This window comes from Paenibacillus sp. FSL R7-0189, assembly GCF_037969925.1.
Taxonomy (GTDB): domain Bacteria; phylum Bacillota; class Bacilli; order Paenibacillales; family Paenibacillaceae; genus Paenibacillus_AQ; species Paenibacillus_AQ odorifer.
The window spans coordinates 3642584-3664875 of record NZ_CP150223.1; the positions used below are offsets into that span (position 1 = coordinate 3642584).

The 22292-nt window shown below is 43.9% G+C and carries 17 protein-coding genes; all 17 read left to right on the forward strand.

Translation table 11 applies throughout. The annotated features are described in order from the left end of the window. Positions 1-16 precede the first annotated feature (16 nt). The gene (locus tag MKY63_RS15865) at positions 17-895 is read left to right on the forward strand and encodes an ROK family protein (protein ID WP_076099487.1); all 879 of its coding nucleotides are present in this window, start codon (positions 17-19) and stop codon (positions 893-895) included. Between the two features lie 23 nt (positions 896-918). After that, positions 919-1773 carry a MurR/RpiR family transcriptional regulator gene (locus MKY63_RS15870; protein ID WP_051491079.1) on the forward strand — a complete coding sequence of 285 codons (855 nt, stop codon included), beginning with the start codon at positions 919-921 and terminating at the stop codon, positions 1771-1773. A gap of 30 nt (positions 1774-1803) precedes the next feature. Next, positions 1804-2277, forward strand: coding sequence for a YhcH/YjgK/YiaL family protein (locus MKY63_RS15875; RefSeq protein ID WP_038573106.1), 474 nt, complete (start codon positions 1804-1806; stop codon positions 2275-2277). 236 nt (positions 2278-2513) lie between these two features. Continuing rightward, on the forward strand, positions 2514-3506 hold the full coding sequence (locus tag MKY63_RS15880) for an ABC transporter substrate-binding protein (protein ID WP_143763115.1): 993 nt from the start codon (positions 2514-2516) through the stop codon (positions 3504-3506). Further along, entirely contained in the window at positions 3487-4263 is a 777-nt protein-coding gene (locus MKY63_RS15885; RefSeq protein ID WP_076099486.1) for an ABC transporter ATP-binding protein, read from the forward strand. Before MKY63_RS15880 ends, MKY63_RS15885 begins: the two co-directional genes overlap by 20 nt. Continuing rightward, a complete protein-coding gene (locus tag MKY63_RS15890) occupies positions 4257-5009 on the forward strand; it encodes an ABC transporter permease (protein WP_036679634.1) in 753 nt (250 codons plus the stop codon). Before MKY63_RS15885 ends, MKY63_RS15890 begins: the two co-directional genes overlap by 7 nt. A gap of 471 nt (positions 5010-5480) precedes the next feature. Beyond that, the gene (locus tag MKY63_RS15895) at positions 5481-8060 is read left to right on the forward strand and encodes an alpha-L-arabinofuranosidase C-terminal domain-containing protein (protein WP_081388030.1); all 2580 of its coding nucleotides are present in this window, start codon (positions 5481-5483) and stop codon (positions 8058-8060) included. A gap of 75 nt (positions 8061-8135) precedes the next feature. Continuing rightward, positions 8136-9572, forward strand: coding sequence for an extracellular solute-binding protein (locus MKY63_RS15900; protein WP_076212879.1), 1437 nt, complete (start codon positions 8136-8138; stop codon positions 9570-9572). Between the two features lie 167 nt (positions 9573-9739). After that, entirely contained in the window at positions 9740-12670 is a 2931-nt protein-coding gene (locus MKY63_RS15905) for an extracellular solute-binding protein (protein ID WP_076212882.1), read from the forward strand. Further along, positions 12667-13632 (forward strand): sugar ABC transporter permease, encoded by a 966-nt coding sequence (locus MKY63_RS15910; protein ID WP_052097291.1) that lies wholly within the window; start codon positions 12667-12669, stop codon positions 13630-13632. Before MKY63_RS15905 ends, MKY63_RS15910 begins: the two co-directional genes overlap by 4 nt. A 1-nt stretch (position 13633) precedes the next feature. Beyond that, on the forward strand, positions 13634-14494 hold the full coding sequence (locus MKY63_RS15915; RefSeq protein WP_076212885.1) for a carbohydrate ABC transporter permease: 861 nt from the start codon (positions 13634-13636) through the stop codon (positions 14492-14494). An 8-nt stretch (positions 14495-14502) separates the two neighbouring features. After that, entirely contained in the window at positions 14503-15996 is a 1494-nt protein-coding gene (locus MKY63_RS15920; RefSeq protein ID WP_143763116.1) for an NHL repeat-containing protein, read from the forward strand. Continuing rightward, positions 15993-16607 (forward strand): YIP1 family protein, encoded by a 615-nt coding sequence (locus MKY63_RS15925; protein WP_036679624.1) that lies wholly within the window; start codon positions 15993-15995, stop codon positions 16605-16607. The genes MKY63_RS15920 and MKY63_RS15925 overlap by 4 nt, the downstream gene beginning before the upstream one ends. 18 nt (positions 16608-16625) lie before the next feature. Further along, on the forward strand, positions 16626-18998 hold the full coding sequence (locus MKY63_RS15930) for a DUF5696 domain-containing protein (protein ID WP_076099482.1): 2373 nt from the start codon (positions 16626-16628) through the stop codon (positions 18996-18998). A 4-nt stretch (positions 18999-19002) separates the two neighbouring features. Then, positions 19003-19878, forward strand: coding sequence for a sugar ABC transporter permease (locus tag MKY63_RS15935; RefSeq protein WP_081382489.1), 876 nt, complete (start codon positions 19003-19005; stop codon positions 19876-19878). Between the two features lie 3 nt (positions 19879-19881). Further along, entirely contained in the window at positions 19882-20874 is a 993-nt protein-coding gene (locus MKY63_RS15940) for a carbohydrate ABC transporter permease (protein WP_081382488.1), read from the forward strand. Between the two features lie 208 nt (positions 20875-21082). Then, a complete protein-coding gene (locus tag MKY63_RS15945) occupies positions 21083-22171 on the forward strand; it encodes a low temperature requirement protein A (RefSeq protein ID WP_038574808.1) in 1089 nt (362 codons plus the stop codon). The last annotated feature ends 121 nt before the right edge of the window (positions 22172-22292 follow it).

Genomic DNA, 22292 nt, shown 5'->3' on the forward strand with positions numbered 1-22292 from the left:
GAGAGGGTAGATGGAAATGAGGATTGTAGCCGTAGATGTTGGCGGTACCAATACCAAGATGTGTATATGCGATAAACAGGGGAATGTACATGACTTCAAGGAGTATGCAACAGAAAGCTACTTGGGGGGACCTCATGTAATCTCAAGAATGCTGGAAAAGATTGCAGAATACGATCATTTTGATGCCATTGCCATAAGCACCGCGGGCCAAGTTAATGCAGAAGAAGGATTTATTGTCTATGCTAACGAAAATATACCTAGATATACTGGAATGAAAATTAAGGATATTGTCACCCATCATTTTCATAAACCTGTTATGGTAGAGAACGATGTGAATTCAGCTGCATTAGGCGAAGCTTATTATGGAGCTGCTCAGAGCTTTAACAATTTCTTATGTCTAACCTTTGGCACAGGCATTGGCGGTGCAATCGTCATTAATCGCCAAATCTACAAAGGGGCTAATGGGGTAGCGGCTGAATTTGGCCATATCTTTACTCACCCATTGTCGGCCACATCCGGAGTAGAAGGACTGCCATATTATGAAAAACACGCTTCAACCACAGCTTTAGTCAAGATGGCTCAACTGGCAGATCCCGAATGCACGGATGGAAAAGCCTTATTTGATAAAATACAGAGCGGAAATGAGCAGCTTGAACGTATTTTAGATCTATGGATTACTGAAGTGGCTGTTGGTTTAGCTTCTATCACGCATATCTTCAATCCATCCGCGATTATTATTGGTGGCGGCGTAATGGAACAAGAAGATTTGGTTCGAAGGGTAGAAGAACGAACGAAGTCTTTGCTTATGGAAAGCTTTGCGGGAGTGAGAATTGTTAAAGCCTCATTAGGGAATAAGGCAGGTCTGCTGGGAGCTTCCTCCTTATTCGTACATTAATTTATTGAAAAGGAGGGGCTTTTTTGCGGACAATCAGTATTTTTTCTTCAATTCATTCTAAATACAATAATTTGACGAATACGGAGAAGAAGGTAGCGGACTACGTACTGGAGAACACGAGAAGTGTAGTCTACATGTCGATTACTGATCTTGCAGATGCATGTGATGTTGGGGAATCAAGTATATTTCGATTTTGCAAATCTTTAAGTTATAAAGGGTATCAAGAGTTCAAGATCGCATTGGCACATAGCATCACTGTGGAGAATGAGATCCCGCAGCTTACCGATCAAATTCTGATGGATGATACGATTGAAGCTGTTGCTTCTAAAGTGCTGACCACGAATGTAAGTGCACTCAACGAGACCTATAATTTAATTGATATACAGAAGATCAGTGAGGCTATTGAGTATTTGATTAATGCAGAACGTGTATTATTTTTCGGTGTGGGCTCTTCTCTAGTCACAGCTATGGAAGCCAAAATTAAATTTATGCGCATTACGAACAAAACGGAATGTTTAATGGATTCACATCTGCAGATGATGTCGGCAGCACTGATGTCTAACCGGGATGTCGCTGTTGTGATTTCTTATTCCGGCTCGACCAAGGATAGCATTGAGGTTGCGAGAAAAGCAAAGGAAAGAGGAGCCAAAGTAATATCCATTACTAGGTTTGAAAAGTCACCGCTAACCTCGTACTCCGATCTGACCCTGCTATGTGGTGCTAATGAAGGACCGCTGCAAGGGGGTTCATTATCTGCAAAGATATCGCAGCTCTATCTGCTTGATATTTTATATGTAGAATATTTCAAGAAGACTAGTGAGCAATCCATAATTAATAAAGAAACAACAGCTTCAGCAGTCAGTGAGAAACTGGTTTAGTACATTAAGATGTGAGGGGAATGGGAAGTTATGATCTTAGGTTCTTTGTCATCTTGGGAAGAGCATATCAAGTATGAGAATCCTGTCATTGTTGAGGCTATCGAGGAATTGAAAGTAATCTTACAACATGATCCTGATCTGGGACGAATCGAAATTCGCGGGAACGAAATGTATGCTTCGATTATGGCTCTTGAGGCAAAATCGCTGGAGGAACAAGTCGCAGAGAAGCATGAGGCCTATATTGATGTGCATTATCTGATCGAAGGTGAAGAAACGATTGGCTGGGCAACCCTGCAAGAAGGGATCGAACCCATTAAGCCTTACGATGCCGAAGGAGAATATGCGCTTTATCCCCCATCAGCAGATGAAATATTGTTATCTTTGAAGCCTGGCATGTTCGCGGTCTTTTTCCCTCATGATGTTCACAGACCGGGTATGGGTCAACCGGGGCAGCAGATTAAAAAAGCTGTCATTAAAATCCACACAAATCTACTAACTCCATAACATTGAGATTGAGGCTGGTAGCGGAACCATTCCGCTGTCAGCTTTTTTTGCGTCGCTTCTATTTACTTATATCTAAATTTATAAATATACAAAATATAAAGATTGGTGGTAAACTTAACATGCCTAAAGCTTTTTTTGTAGAGCTTAAGGATTTTTTTGCATGCACATTTATGAGTGAGCAAAGAATATTACAGAGAATTACACTATAGAAAGAATAATGGAGGCAGGAGAGTTAAATGAAGAATAAAGGTCTAAAGAGAATGTTGTTGTTATCTATGATGGTTGTTGTCATCGCTGCACTTGCAGTCGGCTGTGGTTCGAAAAATTATACAAATACAGAATCGTCAGAGGGAGCTGCTCCAGAGGCTGCAAAAGAAGTTACCTCCTTGTCGCTAGGTTTATTGCCCTCGATTGATGCTATTCCTTTTATCATCGCACATGAACAAGGTTTCGATAAAAACCACGGTGTGGAGCTGGATATCCAAACATTTAAAAGCGCCAAAGATCGGGATGTAGCTTTTCAAGCAGGCAAGCTGGATGGTCTAAGCGCTGACCTGGTTGCGATCTCCATTTACAATGAGGCTGGACTGGATGTGAAGATCGCCAGTACAACTTTTGGAGAGTTTGATTTGCTGACTGGAAATGAATCCATCCAGGATGTGAAGGATTTGAAGGGTAAAACCGTGATTTTGTCCAAAAATACCTCCACACAATATACAGTGGCAATGATGCTGAAACAAGCGGGCCTGACCGAAGATGATATTACAGTCACAGAGGTTCCACAGATTCCGACCCGTTTAGAATTGCTTAAGAATAATAAGGCGGATGCGGCTATTTTGCCGGAACCTTTTGTAACTATGGGCAAAACCTCAGGGTTGCGTGTACTGAGCTCAACGCTAACTGCGGGAGTAAATCCGTTCGTTTTAGCTTTCCCGCAAACTGCAATTGATGCCAAAGCAGAGGCTATCCGCAGTATGTATGCTGCATATGATGAAGCAGTAGCTTATATGAAATCCCATGAGCAATCCGAATATATCGATCTTGTAATCAAAGAAGTAGGATATCCGGAAACATTAAAAGATGAAATCAAGGTACCAGATTATGTACCAGCTTATCAAGTGGATGTGAAGGAAGTAGAGGCCGCATTTGCTTGGGCACGGGAAAAAGGTTTGCTCAGCAAAAATATCTCGGCTGAAGATGTGATTTCTGATGTCCAATTCAAGAAATAAAGGACTCGTTATAAAGGATCTGAAAGTAGAATATAAGAGCGGACAATTGGCCTTGGGTCAGGTAGATTTAACTTTGCCGGAGCACGGGATTTACACCATTATCGGACCCTCCGGCAGCGGGAAATCAACTTTATTACGGGCGATTGCGGGCTTGCTGCCTAGCTATCAGGGACACATTCTTTTTAATGAGAAATCTGTGCATGAGAAAGAAACGTTAATCGGGCTGGTGCCGCAGAACTACGGGCTTCTTCCTTGGAAGACTGTACATGATAATATTCAGATAGCGATGAAGATTACGCATACGGCAAGTTCATCCAAGCAAGAACGGGAGACGCAGATTAAGGAGTGGCTTTCGTCGATGGCGATCTCTGATTTAGCAGAACGTTATCCCTTATCCCTTAGTGGAGGCCAGCAGCAAAGAGTGGCGATTGCCAGAGCTTTTGCCATTTTGCCTACTATTCTGTTGCTGGACGAGCCATTCTCTGCACTCGATGCGATAACAAGGGAAACGCTGCAGGTCCTCTTTTTAGATAACTGGCTGGCTAACCCTACGACTACGTTATTTGTCACTCATGATGTGGAAGAAGCGATTCTGCTGGGGCAAAAGATTATTGTCATGCCTTCCAACAAAGAAACTACACCTGAGATTATTGATAATCAGTTGGTGTTTCATATGAAGCATGAGGATAAGCGGGACAGTGTAGATTTCTTTGAGCAGACTAAGCGGATTAGAAAGGTAATGCAGGAGATATGGTAAACAAACGTCGACTTCATCATCTAGTAAGGCTTCTATTTGTATTTGTTTGTATGAATGTAGTCTGGTATATCGCATTTTTACTTATGAATCATTCGATTTTGCCAAGTCCCTTTGCTGTATATAAAGCGATGTTTCAGTTAGGGGCGCAGGATATTGCTATAAATGTAGGGTATAGCTTGTTCAGAATTTTTGCAGGTGTGGTAATGGCGTTAATTATTGGACTGCTTATAGGTCTTCTAATGGGACGTTCGTTGACCTGGAACAAACTGCTGGACCCTGTGGTTTACTTGACCTATCCGGTTCCCAAAATTGCCCTGCTTCCAGTAGTGATGCTGTTCTTCGGGCTTGGGGAAACGTCCAAAATCCTAATGATCATGCTGATTCTATTGTTTCAGATCATCATCTCTGTAAGGGATGGGGTTAAGGCTATTCCGGACAATACCTATGATGTCTTAACTAGTATAGGTGCCAGCGCTGTGCAGAAGTTCTGGCATGTGACACTGCCGGGTGCATTGTCAGTGATTCTGAGTACGATTCGTATTTCGCTAGGGACAGCGATATCTGTACTGTTTTTTACGGAGATTTATGGAACAGAGCACGGCATGGGCTTTTTCATCATGGATGCGTGGTTAAGATTAGATTATCCGGAGATGTATGCGGGAATTATGTTGTTCAGCTTGGTCGGTTTTATTCTCTTCTTGCTTGTTGATTTTCTTGATTACAAGTTTATGAAGTGGCGGAATTAAATTTAGTTGAGATATAACTATAGCTTTCCTTTGCCCGAGTTTAGGCAAAGGGGAGCTTTTTTTATATGATTTTTTGGTGAGAATAAAATTAATTTTAATTTCATCATTATTTGAATGGAAAAATAAAACAGTAAAATAAATGGAGGGAAAAATGAAAAATAAACTTACTTATGGCTGTAAACCCCCGTTTATTTTAGAGGAATATAAAGATGGTGAGATGAAAAGAGGGAATTTATTTTAAAAAAACTAATAAATCTCTTAATTTCTTGCATATCTATTGGAAATTATATTCATAAAAGTATAAAAAGGTTTAGTTTAATTTATTTACAACCAGATTTTAGTATGGTATTTTATCAATGGAAACGGATTCATTTAGGTTTTACGGAATAATTTTAAGTTTTTACGAATGGAAGGATTTGTTCGCTTCATAAGAAAATGAAAATGCTAATAAAAAGTTGGGGGTAAATATCTTTGAATAAATATGGACGAAAACTATGGCTTACGGTGTTGATTTTCGTGATTGTAGTTGGCGGTCTGACGTATTATTGGGCTTCTAAGGGAGAAAACACCGCGCCACTGTCTCAGTCTAAGGAATCTGCCGTAGAAGCAACGGGTGAAGCGGGAAAGGAAACTGTTCCACCGGCGACAGCAGCTAATACAAGTAGTGGACCCGCGTATACGTTGACCGTGGATACGGAAAATCCGGGAGCTAAGATAAGCCCGATGTTGTACGGAGCCTTTTTCGAAGAGATTAATCATGCGGGAGATGGAGGGCTATATGCAGAGCTGATTTCCAATCGTTCCTTTGAGGATAGTTCGGTCACATTGTTCAATTGGTGGATTGATGAAAAAGGAGGCAGTAAAGGGAAGCTTGCTCTGACCGGCACTAAGCTTTTGAACGATGCTCAGACCCAGGCAATGGCTTTAACAGTATCATCTGCTGCCGAGGGCGGTTCGGTATCTGCTGTGAATAACGGTTACTGGGGGATCGCTTTGACGAAGGATGCCAGTTACAAGTTGTCTTTCTATGCGCGGCCAGAGCCAGGGGACATTATGCCACTGCGTATAACGTTAGAAAGCCCGGATGGCAAAGAGCTATATGCAGAACAGACCGTTGATAAGTTAAAAGAAGGATGGAATCCATATACATACACACTGACTTCTACAGGTACTGTAGCAAACGCACGAATTGTAATCTCTGCTGCAAATGTAGGTACTGTTTATCTCGATATGGTGTCTTTGTTTCCTGAGACTTGGAACAACAGAGAGAATGGACTTCGCATCGATTTGGCTGAAAAGGTAGCTGCGATGAAACCCGCATTCGTTCGTTTTCCGGGGGGATGTTTTGTGGAAGGAAAAACGCCAACAGATGCTTATCAATGGAAGAATACCATTGGACCGATTGAGACGCGTCCCGGTCATAAGGGATATTGGGATTATCGCTCCTCAGATGGGCTGGGCTTCCACGAATATCTGCAATGGGCTGAAGATCTGAAAGCGGAACCATTATATGTAGCTTATATCGGGATTTCACATAACGGAGATCCTATAGCCAAGCAGAATACCGTTCCAGTCAGTGAAATTCAGCCGTGGATACAAGATGCGCTGGACGCCATTGAATATGCAAACGGACCGGTTACTAGCAAATGGGGGGCACAAAGAGCCGCCAATGGTCATCCAGAGCCTTTTAATATGAAATATGTAGAGATTGGTAACGAAAACAATTTCCAGATGAGTGAATATATTAAGCGTTATGGCTTGTTTTATAAGGCAATTAAAGAGCAGTATCCAGAGATTCATCTCATTGCTAATGCGGCAGTTGAAGGAGAACCTATCGAAATGGTTGATGAGCATTACTATGAAACCTCTGAATGGTTCCTCAGCAACTCGAACAGATACGATACTTATGACCGGAGTGGTCCTGAGATTTATGTTGGTGAGTATGCGGTGACCAAGGGTGCCGGAGAAGGCAATCTGAACGCTGCAATCGGCGAGGCCGCTTTTATGATGGGCATGGAACGGAATTCTGATATCGTGAAAATGTCCTCCTATGCTCCATTGTTTGTGAATACGAAGGATCGTACTTGGAACCCGGATGCTATTGTGTTTGATTCATCGACTAGCTACGGAACACCTTCTTATCATGTGCAGCAGATGTTCGGAAGCAATAAGGGGGATATAGTTCTTCCAACCTCACTTGTGGCTCTAGGACAAGAAGAAACCTCCGGTAAGCAATCCATTCAAGGTGGAATTGGTTTGGGGACTTGGGCCACCCAGGTAGAGTACAGCGATGTACGAGTAGCGAAAGGTGATGACGTTCTTTTTGAAGATCATTTCAAGAAGGATTCCGGAGCCTGGACTCTAAACAATGGGGACTGGGAACAATCCAAGGGTACTTTTAAGCAGACTTCTAATGATATTGATATTCGCGCAGTTGCCGGTGAGGCTTCATGGAGTGATTATACACTTTCTCTTAAGGCGAAAAAGACTGGCGGAGCAGAAGGCATGCTCATTATGTTCGGCTCTAAAGATGAAGGCAATTTCTATTGGTGGAATCTTGGCGGCTGGGGAAATACGCAGAGCGCGATTGAAAAATCAGTAGGTGGAACAAGAGCAGTCATCGGAAGAACGGTTCCTGTAAGGATTGAGACTGGGAAATTGTATGATATCCGCATTGAATTATCAGGTGCTAATATCCGGCTCTATCTCGACGATGAGCTTATACAAGAGGTGAACGATGAAAGTCCAGCAGGGCCGCTGTTCCAAACTGCGAGCCGTGATCTTGCCACAGGTGAGCTGATCGTTAAAGTCGTTAATGCAGGTGACACTGCTCAGCGCACGGATGTTTCTTTTGCCGGACTTGCCACATCAAGCCTGGAAGGAACAGCTACCGTACTTCAGTCGGACGATTTAAATGCTGAGAATAGCTTCGCTGAACCTGACAAGGTGGCACCTGTAACTCAAAAGATAAGTGTAGACAAAGGTAGTCTGGAGTTTGAATTCCCGAAATATTCCGTGACCGTGTTAAGACTAAAGGAAGGGGGGGAATAGCCGGTCACGGAGGGAGGTTCACTCCTTCACTATAAACAAGCATTTATTTGTTCAATTTAAGAGGGAGGTTAGGTTATGATTTCGCAAAGAAAAACGAGCAGTTTAGTCGTATGTATGTTAATGGTTTTTGTGCTTATTCTGTCAGCCTGTAGCAGCGCTGGAAGCTCAACGACGAATCAAAATGCATCTAACAACGTAAAAACGAACACTGAAAAAACCAATAATGCTAGTGAGCCAACCAATGCAACAGCTACAGAGGGCACGGAAGCAACAGATCCTGCCAACGACCTGCCAAGCAAAGATATTCAAGGTGAGGTTACGGTTTGGGCCTTTAATGAAAAAGTATTTGATGAAGTCGGCGCTGCATTTATGGCTGAATATCCTGGTATTAAGCTGAAGACGGTAGTTATGCCCTTTGGCGACCTGCATGACAAGCTGCAAACCACAATCGCCGCAGGTAGCGGGGCACCGGACGTAGCAGAAGTAGAGATGTATCAGTTGAACCGTTATATGGCGGGAAATGTTTTGGAGAATCTTTTGGAAGAGCCTTATAACGCTGGAAAATATAAAGATCTGGTTGTTCCGTATAACTGGGAACGTTGGATGACACCGGACAGCTCACAGCTGCTTGGTATGCCTTGGGATATGACCCCGGGGGTTTATTACTACCGTGCAGACATTTTTGAAGAGCTTGGATTGCCAAGTGATCCTGCTGAGCTCGGTGAATACATGCAAGATGAAGAGAATCTCTTGAACTTGGCTCAAATTTTGAAAGCTAACGGTAAATATTTTATGGAGTGGAGCGATGGCCCGATCGTATGGGCAGGAGATGAAGTCGGTTACTTTGATAAGGATATGAACTGGACACGTAATACGGACAAAATGGTGAAGGTTCTCGATATTACAAAACGTGGACAACAGCTGGGCTGGGCACCACATATCGGTTATGGCTCAGACGAAGGTAAACAGCTAGTTCTAAAAGGTGATTTGGTTGGTGTCGTATCGGGTTCATTCGGAGCGCGCGGACTTCAAGAAACATTCCCTGAGCTTGCCGGAAAATGGAAGGTAACCCGTTTGCCAATAGGAATTAACGTGGGAATGGGCGGATCAAGCTTTGTTATCCCTTCGCAAAGCAAAAATAAAGAAGCGGCATGGGCTTACATTCAGTGGAGCATGAGAAGTGAAAATGCTTGGAAAATTTGGACAAAACATTCCATTCAGCCGGGTTACAAGGATATTTCCAGTCTTGATTGGTACGCAAACACTAAAAATGAATATCTGGGTGGGCAAGAGGAATTTAAACTATATGAACAATTAAGCAATGATATTCCTGTCAAACACCTTACACCAGTAGATAACAAGGGCTGGGAAATCTTTATAACGGCGATCGGTGATGCACTGGCTAAGAACACAGATTCCAAGACGGCTATTCAAAAAATTGGTGATGATGTCTTGAAGCAAGCTTCCAAAGAAATTGCTGCCTTTAAAAAGGCAATGGGAATGCAGCCGTAAGGAAATCTAATAACAGGAGGGGCAGCCTGCAATTGCCAGAGCTGCCCTGCTTGTATTCACTTAAGTCCGAGAGGCCCGTAAAGATGGGAGGAGACCGATGCGTGTTACGCATACTGCGAAAATATAAGATTAGTTTGTTGTTACTGGTACTTTTAGGAGTCTCCCTAGTGTGGTGGAATCAATCACGAGGGTTTGATAATTCAGCGATGGATGGCATCCCCGTTTATGCGGATGTTGATGAAAGCTCTATTTTAGAAAGCGATAGTGTGAATTCAAAACTCGAAGCCTCTTACTTAAGCTATTACGAGGAAAAACAGCAGGATGGAGCAAAGGACTCATCGGATTTTACGCTTGCTATTCCTTCGGGGGATTATAAGGCCATTAGTTCTGAAGGTACAGAGGTAATGACGGATCTTGGTGGAAAACCCGGCAAGGTACTAGCGCTTAAAGCAGAGGATAGCTGGGTGGAATATAAATTTACGGTTCCGGCAGATGGTTTGTATCAGATGGGGATGGAGTATTATGCCCTTCCTGGTAAACGATCCTCGATCATTCGAAGCGTAAAGATTGATGGGGAGTATTTATTCTCTCAAGTAAAAAAAATGGAATTCCAGCGGATGTGGAAGGAAAGTGCAGAGCCATGGCTGGACAATCAAGGGAATGAATTTAATCCCAAGCGGGAAGAGGTAACAGGCTGGCAATATCGGGAGTTTCGAGATGCCGAGGCCAGAACTGCGGATCCCTTTCGCTTTTATCTGACCAAAGGGGAGCATACGGTGAAGCTGGAAGCCATCCGGGAACCGGCTGCACTTAGTGAACTGAGAATATTTTCTCCAGAACCGCTCCCGACTTATGCGGAAGTGAAGCAGGAGTATGAGAATAAGGGTTACAAGCCTGTTCAGAATCAAGTGATTAAAATTCAGGCAGAAGAATCCTCCCTTCGTTCAGATCCAACGCTGAAGCGGATCGAGGACCGGGAGCCACTCACCGAACCTTTTAACAAAGATGCTATTGTGCTTAATAGTTTTGGGGGTGTCGGTTGGCGTACGGGTGGACAATGGGCGGAATGGGATTTCGAGATTCCTGAGTCAGGGCTCTACAATATCGCAATTCGTTACGGCCAGTGGTTCCTAAACGGGATACCGGTGGAACGCCGGATTATGATTGATGGCGAGGTACCGTTCCAAGAGCTGAATGCCTTGAAATTCCCTTACAAAGCGGAATGGCAAGTAAACAAGCTAGGGAATGAGGATGGAGAGTACTTCTTTTATCTAGAACAAGGTAAGCATACGTTGCGGATGGAAGTTCAAGTATCGGGCGTTGGCGGAATGATTGAAGCTGTGCTGAACACTACACATAAAATGTCTCTTTTGGGACGTGAAATCACGCAGGTAACGGGAACGAACCCTGATCCAAACGGGGATTGGCAGCTGGAGCAGAACATTCCTAATCTTGTGCCACGTTTACATTTGATGGCGCGGACGTTGGATGATGCTGTGCAGGATATGTATGCTTTTGGCGTTGCTGATGGAAGCTCTGAGCTGAGTACGCTTTATGAAGCACGTGACCGGTTCCTGGAAATGGCGAAGGATACCTCAAGTATTCCAGGTCGTCTTCAGCAATTTACGGACCTGCAGTCATCACTTGGCTTATGGGTCAACGGATTAATGAAGCAGAGTATTGTAATGGACTATATTGAAGTGAAGTCGGAAGATCAGCCATGGCCTAAAGACGCGGCTCCTTGGTATACCCGTGTAGGGACGATGACGTATGACTTCTTTAGTTCTTTTACAAAGGATTACAGCGGCATAGGAAATACGTACAAAAATGAAAAGGTGCTGGATGTCTGGATCTCACGTGGACGTGATTGGGCGGAGATCATTAAGCAAATGGTGGATGAGGACTTTACACCAAACACGGGCATCAAGGTGAACGTCAATATTATTCCTACGCTTGCAGCGGATCAGAAGCAGATTCTGTTATTAGCCAATACTGCCGGACTTGCTCCCGATGTGGCACTGGGGGTTGAGGGTGAAGTGCCGATTGACTTCGCGGTGCGGAATTCACTCGTGAATCTGAATGAATTCTCAGATTATCAAGAGGTTGCTGAACGTTTCAGAGCGGGTGCACTGATTCCTTATAAGTATGATAACGGAGATTTTGCCTTACCTGAGAATCAGAACTTCACGATGCTCTTTTACCGGAAAGATATTATGGCACAGCTGGGCATTAGCGATAAGGATATTCCGGATACGTGGCAAGAGGTTATGGAACTGATTCCTGTGCTGCAACAAAACGGGATGGACTTCTATTATCCACATGCCCCGAACAACCCGAGTCTAGCCATTAATGAGTTTGCACCGTTCTTATTCCAGTATGGCGGGGATTTCTATAAGAATAATGGGATGTTGTCTGATCTGAATTCACCAGAAGCACTGACAGCTATGAAAATGTGGACGGGACTCTTTACGAACTACAAGCTGCAGAAACAAGCGGATTTCTATAACCGTTTCCGTTCTGGAGAGATGCCAATCGGCGTTGCTGATTATTCCACATACATTCTGTTATCTACTGCCGCACCTGAATTGACAGGCTGGTGGGGCATGAAACCAATGCCGGGTATTGAACAAGCCGATGGACAGATTAACCGTTCTACAGGCGGGCTTGCACAGACAGGAATTATTTTTAAGGATACGGATATGAAAGAAGAATCTTGGGAGTTCCTGAAATGGTGGACCAGTGCGGATGCACAGGAGAACTTCGGCTCAGAGCTTGAGTCTTTGCTGGGTGTTGAAGCTCGTTGGAATACAGCCAATGTTGAAGCACTCAAACGTCTGCCGTGGCAGCAAGATGATATCGACGCCATTATGGAACAGTGGGAGTGGTTTAAAGAGCGCGAAGTGGTGCTTGGAGGATATTACACGACCCGGCATATCGCCAACATCTGGAATGAAATTGTGCTCAACGGTAAATTCCCGCGGGAGGCGATGGAGCAAGGTGTACGTGAAATCAATAAAGAGCTTAGTAAGAAACGCGAAGAGTTCGGAATTGAAACTTCCCAGACTTCAAGCGCCAAAGAGGAAGGAGGTCAGAAATGAGTAGTGAAATAATTACACCGGCACAGAACGAAGCCGTACAGATGCAGCCGACGAAAACTCCCGGGAAATGGACTCAGCTTTGGTTAGATATCAAGAAAAATAAAGTTTCCTATTATTTCTTGGCCCCTTTCCTGATTCTGTTCACCGTTTTTACTATTGTTCCTATTATCATGTCCGTCGTTCTAAGCTTCAGCTATTACAACATTATTGAGACACCGAGATTCATTGGCTTCTCTAACTATAAGCTGTTGTTTGTAGACGATGATATCTTTCTTAAAGCTGTTGGGATTACGCTGAAATTTGCCATTATTACAGGTCCGATAGGTTATATTATGGCCTTCTTGCTGGCCTGGCTGATTAGCCAGATTCCGCAGAAGTTCCGCTTTTTCTATACCCTATGCTACTATGTGCCATCGATTACAAGTGCAGTAGCAATGTCCGTGGTTTGGTTGTATTTGTTCGCCGGCGACCGCAAGGGGTTGCTTAATCACTGGCTCATTCAGCTGGGGATTATCAATGAACCTTATTTATTTCTGCAAAATGTGGATTCCATTGTACCCGTTATCATCATAGTTTCCTTATGGATGAGTATGGGGGTAGGTTTCCTTGCTTTTCTGGCCGGACTTCAAAATGTACCGACAGATTTATATGAAGCTGGCTCAATTGATGGGGTCAAGTACCGCTGGCAGGAGCTTTGGTACATTACGATTCCATGCGTCAAACCGCAGCTGTTATTCGGTGCGGTGATGCAGGTGGTCGGTTCGCTTACCGTATTTGACGTCAGTATGCGGCTTGTTGGATTTCCGAGTCCCCTTTATGCAGGCCATACGATTATGGCGCATCTGTTCGACTACGCATTTATCCGCTTTGAGATGGGATATGCGTCAGCGATTGCTGTATTACTGTTCGCTTTGATGCTTGGGCTCAACCGTCTCATCTTCAAAGTGCTGGGGAGGGATTAGGATGCACAAAATAAATTTACGGCGTATTGACTATGGCGGCATCTTTTTATATCTGTTCTTAACGGTGTTTGGCCTAATTATGCTGCTGCCACTTGTCTATATGGCAGTGACTGCTTTAAAACCAACAAGCGAACTATTCCTGTTCCCACCGCGGTTTTTCGTAGTGAATCCGACGTTGGTGAACTTTCGTGATTTGTTGTTAATTACCGGAACCTCGGCGGTGCCGTTCTCACGGTTTATTTTCAATAGCGTGGTCGTTACATCGGGGATTGTGGTCGGGGGTGTCTTAATTTCAGCAATGGCGGCTTATCCGCTTGCCAAGCACAATATGCCATTTAAAGGCGCTATCTTTAGTATGATTGTGGCGGCGCTGATGTTCTCACCCTTAGTATTGCAAATACCGCAATATCTGCTGATTAGCCGCAGCGGATTAATGAATTCGTATTTTGCAATGATCTTACCTTATCTGGCTGCACCCATGGGAATGTTCCTTATGACCCAGTTCCTGCGGCAGCTTCCAGACGCTTTATTAGAGGCGGCCCGCATAGACGGGGCTTCAGAATGGAAGGTATTCTGGGTGGTTGTGATGCCAATGCTTAAGCCGGCGATTTCGACTTTTGCTTTATTTAGCTTCATTTCTGCTTGGAATGATCCGTATCCTTCAATGGTCTATACGACTGTTCAGGAAATGAAGACATTGCCGCTCGCCATCCAAACTATCAGTGGTGGAGCCGGAGTCGTTGCTAGGGTAGGCACTTTGGCAGCAGCAAGCTTCTTGATGATTCTCCCGACTATTCTTGTCTTTATATTAACGCAGCGGATGGTGCTTCAGACAATGGCCCATTCGGGGCTGAAGGAATAGGGGGAGTCATGATGATAGGACGTAATATGAAAAAAATGCTGCTAACAGGGCTACTGGTGACGCTGACACTGCCAGTGCTGCTGCTTCCAGGGCAGGCGCTAGCTGGTGAAGCCCCATATGAGGGGTATACGTGGAATCAGTCCGGCAATGAGGTCCGCTCGATTAATGGTTATCTCTACGATTCTTCTATCGATCCAACAGGAACAGATACGGGGTCCTTCAAAAATCCGGAATCTCTCTTTATTAGTGATGACGATTCACTCTACGTAGTAGACACGGGCAATAGCCGTATTGTTCATATGGATAAGGACGGTCGTCTGCTAAATCTGATCGGCGATACGGAAGGCAGCGGCAAGCTGCAAGAGCCGAAGGGTGTATTCGTGAAAGAGGATGGAACGGTATATGTAGCAGATACAAAAAACGCGCGTATTGCTATTTTTGATAAAAATGGCAAGTTCGTAAAAGAGTTTCTAAAACCGGACAGCCCATTACTGGGTGCTAATTTCTCTTATTCTCCTTCTAAATTAGTCGTAGATAAGCGTGATTATATGTATGTGGTGAGCGATGGTAACACGCAGGGGTTGCTGCAAATTGACTCGGGCGGTAAGTTCAAGGGGTTCTATGGGGCGAACCATGTAGGTTTCTCATGGACACGTCTCTTAATTAAGCTGGTGGCTACTAAAGAGCAGCAGAACCAGCTGGCGACCGTTAAACCTTCTGAGTTCTCGAACGTGGATCTGGATGAAGAAGGGTTTATCTACAGCACAACCTTGGGCGAAGAGTACAACCAGATCAAACGGTTATCTCCGGTAGGCGTAGATACGCTGAACATTGGTAAACGCTGGTACGGTGATTATTACTCTGAGGGTCCATTCAGTATGGCTTCCTTTATGGGGATCAGTATTGATAAGAACGGATTTATAACTGCGCTGGATTTGCAGTCCAGTAAAGTCTTCCAATATGACAAGCTGGGGAATTTGTTATTCAGCTTTGGCGGGATTGGGGATCAGAATGGACTCTTCGTGACTCCTTCCGCCGTAGATCAAACCGCTGATGGCCTGATCTATGTAGTGGATAAAGGACGGGGCAGAATCGATCGCTTCCGGACCACGCCCTTTGCGGATTTGGTTCATCAGTCGTCTTTGCTCTATGTAGATGGCAGCTATGACGAAGCGCAATCCTTATGGCAAGAGGTGCTGCGATTGAACGCCAATTATGATATGGCTTATCAAGCTATCGGCAAAGCGCTATATAAAGCAGAGCAATATAAGGAATCTATGAGCTACTTCAAGCTTTCAAATTCCAAAGCTGACTATTCATCTGCTTTCCGCGAATATCGTAAATTGTTTATCCGAGAGCACTTTACTTATTTCTTCGCCGGCGGAATTGGACTGTTCTTAGTACTGCTCTGGAGTGTGCCGAGATTATACCGGAGATTCCATACCTGGCTGTATAGAGGAAACAAGGCAGTATTGGATCCGGCAAAGGGGGAGATTGGATGAACACTTTGCGAATGATTCATCAGGTTGTAGTTCATCCTTATCAGTTCTATAACGATATTCAAGGAAAGCAACGTATCCGCTGGATACAGGGGATTGCCATCGTTCTACTGACCTTTGTGGCACGAATGATCTCGATTCTGATTACAGGGTATGCTTTTCAAACAAGAGAGCCGCATGAAATCTCCATGTTTCATGAGTTTATTTGGCTTATCGTTCCTTGGTTGACCTGGTGTGTCTCGAACTGGGGTGTCAGTACGATTATGGATGGTGAGGGGAAATTCAAAGAGATTTTTGTGGGCAGTGCCTTTGCCCTTGTTCCATACATGCTCTTTATCCTTCCAGTCACACTGTTAACGTTGGTCCTTTCGCTGGATGAGGCTTCAACCTTCAATCTGCTGCACAAGTTTGTGATTCTTTGGGTGGCTTGGTTGATTTTAATGAAGGTGAAGATCCTGCATGATTTTGAGATTCGCAAGGTTATTTTTATCACCATAATCAGTGTAATAGGAATCGCCATTATCTGGTTCGTAGGTATTTTGCTGTTTGGTATTTCCAATCAATTTGTTTCATTTATTGTCGATCTGCTCAAAGAATTGAGATTGCGCGCGTAAGGAGGGAAAGGTAACACGATGAGAAAAAAAGTTAAAGTGCGGGGCATTCTCTGTATTGTTGTGATGATGCTGTTCGCAGTGATAAATGTTCAACCCCTACACAGTTCCGCCGATCCGTCCACCGCTGCGCAGTCTGTTCAGACTGAAGAAAGCAAAGAGGTTGGGCAAGAGCAAACATCGGTGGTGACTGAACCAGTTGAAGGGCAGGCCACTGCTGTGAAAGAAAAGGAGACTGCGGTTCCTGCAGAAGAGCAGACTCCAGCCGTCGTAGCAGCACCTGTTCAGAAGGTTGAGCTGCAGCCGGTCACGCCTGGAACAAAAGCACTGGAGAACGAACGCTATATTTTGTATGTAGATGAGAAATCGGGAAATCTTCGCATCACAGACAAAATCACAAACAAGGAGTGGCTTGGATCTCCACAGCTGGAGCGAACAGCCATGCCAAATATTAAGAAATACACGACCGCGCCGATTTATGCAAGATACACACAGGGGGCTGACATTACACAGGTCTACCCACTTAAAGATGAGGACTCCACGGTTACCGTAACGATTGAGCAAGATGTCGTCCGCGCGGAGTTTGCTTTTATTAGCCTGAAGCTTTCTTTTGCTCTGGAGTACAGACTGACGGCTAATGGATTTGAGGCTTCCATTCCACAGGAGTATTTGAAGGAAGAGGGGAATGCGAAATTCACGAGTCTGGAGGTTCTGCCATTTTTTCATGCGGCTAGAGAAGATGCAGAGGGGGCAATGATGCTTCCAGATGGTTCAGGGGCATTGCTGGAGTTTCGTAAAGAACATCCCGTTTATTTGAAAGGTTATTCTGAGTACATTTACGGCGGGGACGAAACCTTCGTGAAACAAAATCATGAAATTACGGATAACTCTTGGCAAAAGGCGGCACCTCTTAAAAAAGCTATCGCTTTGCCAGTGTTTGGGATCTATCAGGGAGACACCGGATATTTAGCAATTGTTACTAAGGGAGATACCGACGCTAAAATAAACGGTGTTCCATCAGGCATTCGCGCTATTTCGCTTTATAGAGCATCAAGTGAATTTACCCTGCGCAAGGATGATGTTATTTTTGTCGGCAATTCCGGCCAAATTCCTTATTATCAGGGTGAGATGATCAAAACCGATCGTAGCGTACGTTATGTTCTGCTCCAAGGCGAGGAAGCTAACTACGTTGGGATGGCGAAGGAATACCGTAATTACTTAATGGAAGAGAAAAAGGTCAAGGAAGTAGTTCTTGAGAACACGCCATTGTATCTTCAAGTGCTCGGTGGGATTTCTCGTGATGAAGTCATCGGTTCAACTTTTATAGAAGCAGCTACGTTTAAACAAATCAAGGACATGATTGATCAATATCAGGCAGAGGGTGTTACTCAGCTAGAGATTACGATCGAGGGATGGTCCAAAAATGGTTTATACGGAAACCAGCCAGAACAATTTCCGGTTGAAAAGAAGCTGGGAGGTAAAAAGGGACTTAAAGAGCTTCAGGAATATGCCGCAGGCAAGGGCGTAAATCTTTATTTGAAAGCTAACTACGTGAAACCTTACCAAGATAGCAACAGCGTGAAGGCAAGCAGAGATGCTGTGCGCGGCATTAATCGTGAAGTCTTGAAGCAGTACGTTTATTATCTCTCTACCCGGTGGAATACGGATGATTATTTCTATTTAATGAAACCTAGTGTTATCGCAAAACGCAGTAATGCTGAGCTGAGCAAGTTCCAGGATTTGGGTGTGAAGGGTGTACAGTTTGAACACTTTGGAAGCTTGCTATACTCCGATGAGGATAATAAATCCAATACGGACCGCCAGCTTACAGAAGATACTTATGTTAATGCATTGGATAACTTCCGTAAGGGTGAGCTTAACACGGCAGTAGATTATGGTTTTGCCTATACATTAGGACATGTGAACCGGATTGATCAAGTGCCGCTCGACTCCAGTCAATTTGTCTATACAGATCGGGCGATTCCTTTCTATCAACTAGTGTTACACGGCTTAGTGCCTTATACAGCAAGCCCGGTTAATCTGTACGATGATTCCCGTAACCAAACCTTACGGGCGCTGGAATATGGAGCCCTTCCAAGTTATGAATTAACTTATGCTCCGACTAGCGATCTTCAGAGAACCATGGCAGACCGGCTGTTCAGTTCTAGTCTTGAGAACTGGCTGGCACCTTCTGTACAGAATTATCTCGCATTGAAAGAGGTCTATGACAGCATTAGTAACCAGCAAATGACGAATCATGAGCAGCTGCAAAGTAAGGTCTTTCGGACGACTTATGCAAACGGTGTGAGCATTATAGTCAACTATAATGAGCAGTCTGTTGACGTGTCTGGTCAGACCGTCGAGGCATTCAGCTATGCGGTAACAGGAGGATGATGAAGTGAAAAAATCAAAGCTATCGATGCGAGCGCGTTATTTCGTTGAAGGATATTCCTTCATCGGCCTGTGGCTGGTCGGATTTCTGGTGTTTATGGCTGTTCCGCTGGGCCGTTCCTTGTATTATTCCTTTCAGGATCTCCAAGTGAGCAAAGGTGGCTTACTGGCCACTTTTGTTGGGATGGAGCATTATCGCGCCGCTTTTACTACAGATGTTAATTTCTTGCCTCTGCTCAAATCGACGATGGTGTCGACGGTGACTCAGGTTCCGTTAATTCTTATCTTTTCGCTCTTTTGTGCGATTCTGCTAAATCGCGGACTCGTAGGAAAAACCTTTTTCCGTGGCGTGTTCTTTTTGCCGGTCATCATTGCTTCAGGGGCGATCCTGGGCAAATTGATGGATCAGGGTGCCGCAAATTTACCGATTTTTTATAATCAGGATTTATATGATAAGCTCCATAACTTTATCCCCGGCGACATTCTGAAGTCTTTGCTGAAATATGCAGAATCTTTAACGCTGGTGATGTGGGATTCTGGCGTGCAAATTCTGATTTTTCTAGCGGGGTTACAGACGATTTCTGTTTCACTGTATGAAGCGGCCAAATGTGATGGAGCAACCGCGTGGGAAAGCTTTTGGAAAATCACCTTCCCGATGATTATGCCGATGATGCTCGTAAACACATTGTTTAGTATCGTCAGCTCATTCACGAAGGCAGATAATCAAATCATGAGTCATATTTTGAATGTCGTCTTTAAGAATAATGATTTTGGATATGGCTCAGCGATGGGCTGGATTTATTTTGTGTTTATTTTCTTGGTTCTGGGTTTGGTCTTCCTGTTATTCAGCAAGTCGCTCGGTGCCACCGAAGGGAGGAAGTAGAAGATGTTGAAGGAATCCGTAAAGCAGGTTCGGACAACGAACATGGAACATCTGACAACTCGTCTAAAAGCAAGCGGCAAGCTGGACAGGGTCGTGAAACGTTCGCTTCAGGTGCTGAATATCGCTTTTTATTACTTGGTTATTCTCAGCTTAACGTTCGTATTCCTATATCCCTTGTTATACATGGTATCCAAATCCATGATGCAAGTAACAGACGTGGCCGATGCCACAGTGCAATGGCTTCCGAAAAAGATAAGTTTTGGCAACTATTTTCTGGCATGGGATTCGCTAAAATTCTGGGCCGGGTTCGCAAATAGTACGATTATTTCCTTCGGGAGTGCGGTTCTGCAAATCTTAAGCTGTTCCTTAATCGGTTATGGCTTTGCCAGATACCGTTTTCCAGGCTACGCAGTGTGTTTCGTTCTGCTGTTGTTTACTTTTCTAGTTCCACCGCAGACGATTGTTGTGCCACTGTATTTGTTCTTTAGTGACTTGGGGTGGATTAATACACATTTGCCGTTTGTGGTTCCTTCTATGTTTGGGCACGGGTTGAAGGGGGCATTATTCGTACTGATCTTTATTCAGTTCTACCGCGGAATGCCTAAAGTGTTGGAGGAAGCAGCACGTATCGACGGTGCAGGCGCATTCAGAACGTACTGGAAAATCATGTTTCCTATCGCCAAGCCCGCAATGCTGATCGTATTCTTATTCTCTGTGGTATGGCACTGGAATGACAGCTTTGAACCGAATACGTATTTAACAACACCGGATTTCTATAATCTGTCGCAGCGATTAGCGATGTTTTATGGTTCCAATAATCAGGCAGCGGAGACGATGTCGCAAATGACTTCGGGTTCTATTGGGATGGCCCCAACTGGACTGAATCAGGTTATGGCGGCGTGTATTCTAACTATTCTGCCAATTCTGATTCTGTATTTGTTCGTACAGCGTCATTTCGTAGAAAGTGTGGAACGCTCCGGTATTGCCGGGGAATAAGAACAAAGCTCTAGTCAGAAAAAACCAGCAAGCCTCCCGTATGTGGGGGCTTGCTGGTTTTATTTTAGGCAAAGGGGCTTCAAATTAGTATATCAATTCGGTTAAGATGGATAAGTATTCGATAAACTGTATTAGAAATACACATCCAAACCAAGGGAGTCAGACGATGAATAAACGCACATCGGGATTTGAGCACAGTACAGCATCCATTGCTGAGAAGAAAGTTACTTGGCTGGAGCTATTTTATGATCTGCTTTTTGTAGCAGCAGTTTCAAAAGCGAGCCATGTCCTATTGCATGTAGAGGCGGGTACAATCCCACTTGAATACTTATCCAAATTTATCTTGATATTTGTTCCGATCTGGTGGGCTTGGGTAGGGCAATCTCTTTTTGTGAATCGGTTTGGGCAAGACATCTTTTCACATCGGATATTTCTGATTCTACAATTATTTTTTGTATTAATAATGACGGCGAGCTTATCGGTTAACTTTGATCAATATTATATGCCATTCTTAATAGGTTATGTTGGTTTAAGAGCTATGACAGCCATTCAATATCTTACGGTAAATAAGAATGAAGAGGATGATAGAAAGGGCACTGCCCGGTATCTGGGAAGCAGATTTTGGATTGGATTAGTGATCTCTTCTTTATCACTTTTCTTTGACTCTTGGATGCGTTATGTAGTTTTGTATGCGGGAATTACTGTAGACATTTTGCTTCCATTAGTCGGTCGGAAATACTTGGTGAAAAGTCCGATCAATACTCATCATTTATTAGAACGCTTCTCGTTGTTTACGCTTATTCTGCTTGGGGAATCAGTGGTCAGTATCCTTGCGGTTTTACAGTCTAGCCACTGGACGTGGCAATCTATTGTATTTGCATTATTAACTTTTCTATTAATTATAGCTATGTGGTGGCAATATTTTGATAATGTTGAAAAGAAAGTGGACAAGACTATAGAGACTGCCGGGCAAACCATAATTTATGGGCATTTATTTATTTATGTATCCTTGAGTATGATTGCAGCTTCGATCCAACTGTTATTTTTAGATCAATTAAATTATATATTTATGGTGTGTTTTATTTTTGGATCGGTCCTGCTCTACTTCTTCTCTACCTCACTGGTCTTCCATAAATATAGACGTATACAGCAACGGTTAGGGATATTCCATTTGGCGTTATTATTAGGTTTACTTGGTGTTTTTTTCGCAGTAGATTTGTTGTTCCTTATACCTAATTACCTGATCATTGGTGAAATGATGTTATTTTTTGTGGTATATGCAAAATTAACGACGTAAGTTTGTTGTGCCGAAGCTGAATAAGAAAACAAGAAGGAAGCCGATCCATGTGATCGGCTTCCTTCTTGTTTTAGATCCCATGAAATATAATCTATCTAGTTACGTTCGAACGGGGAGGCTT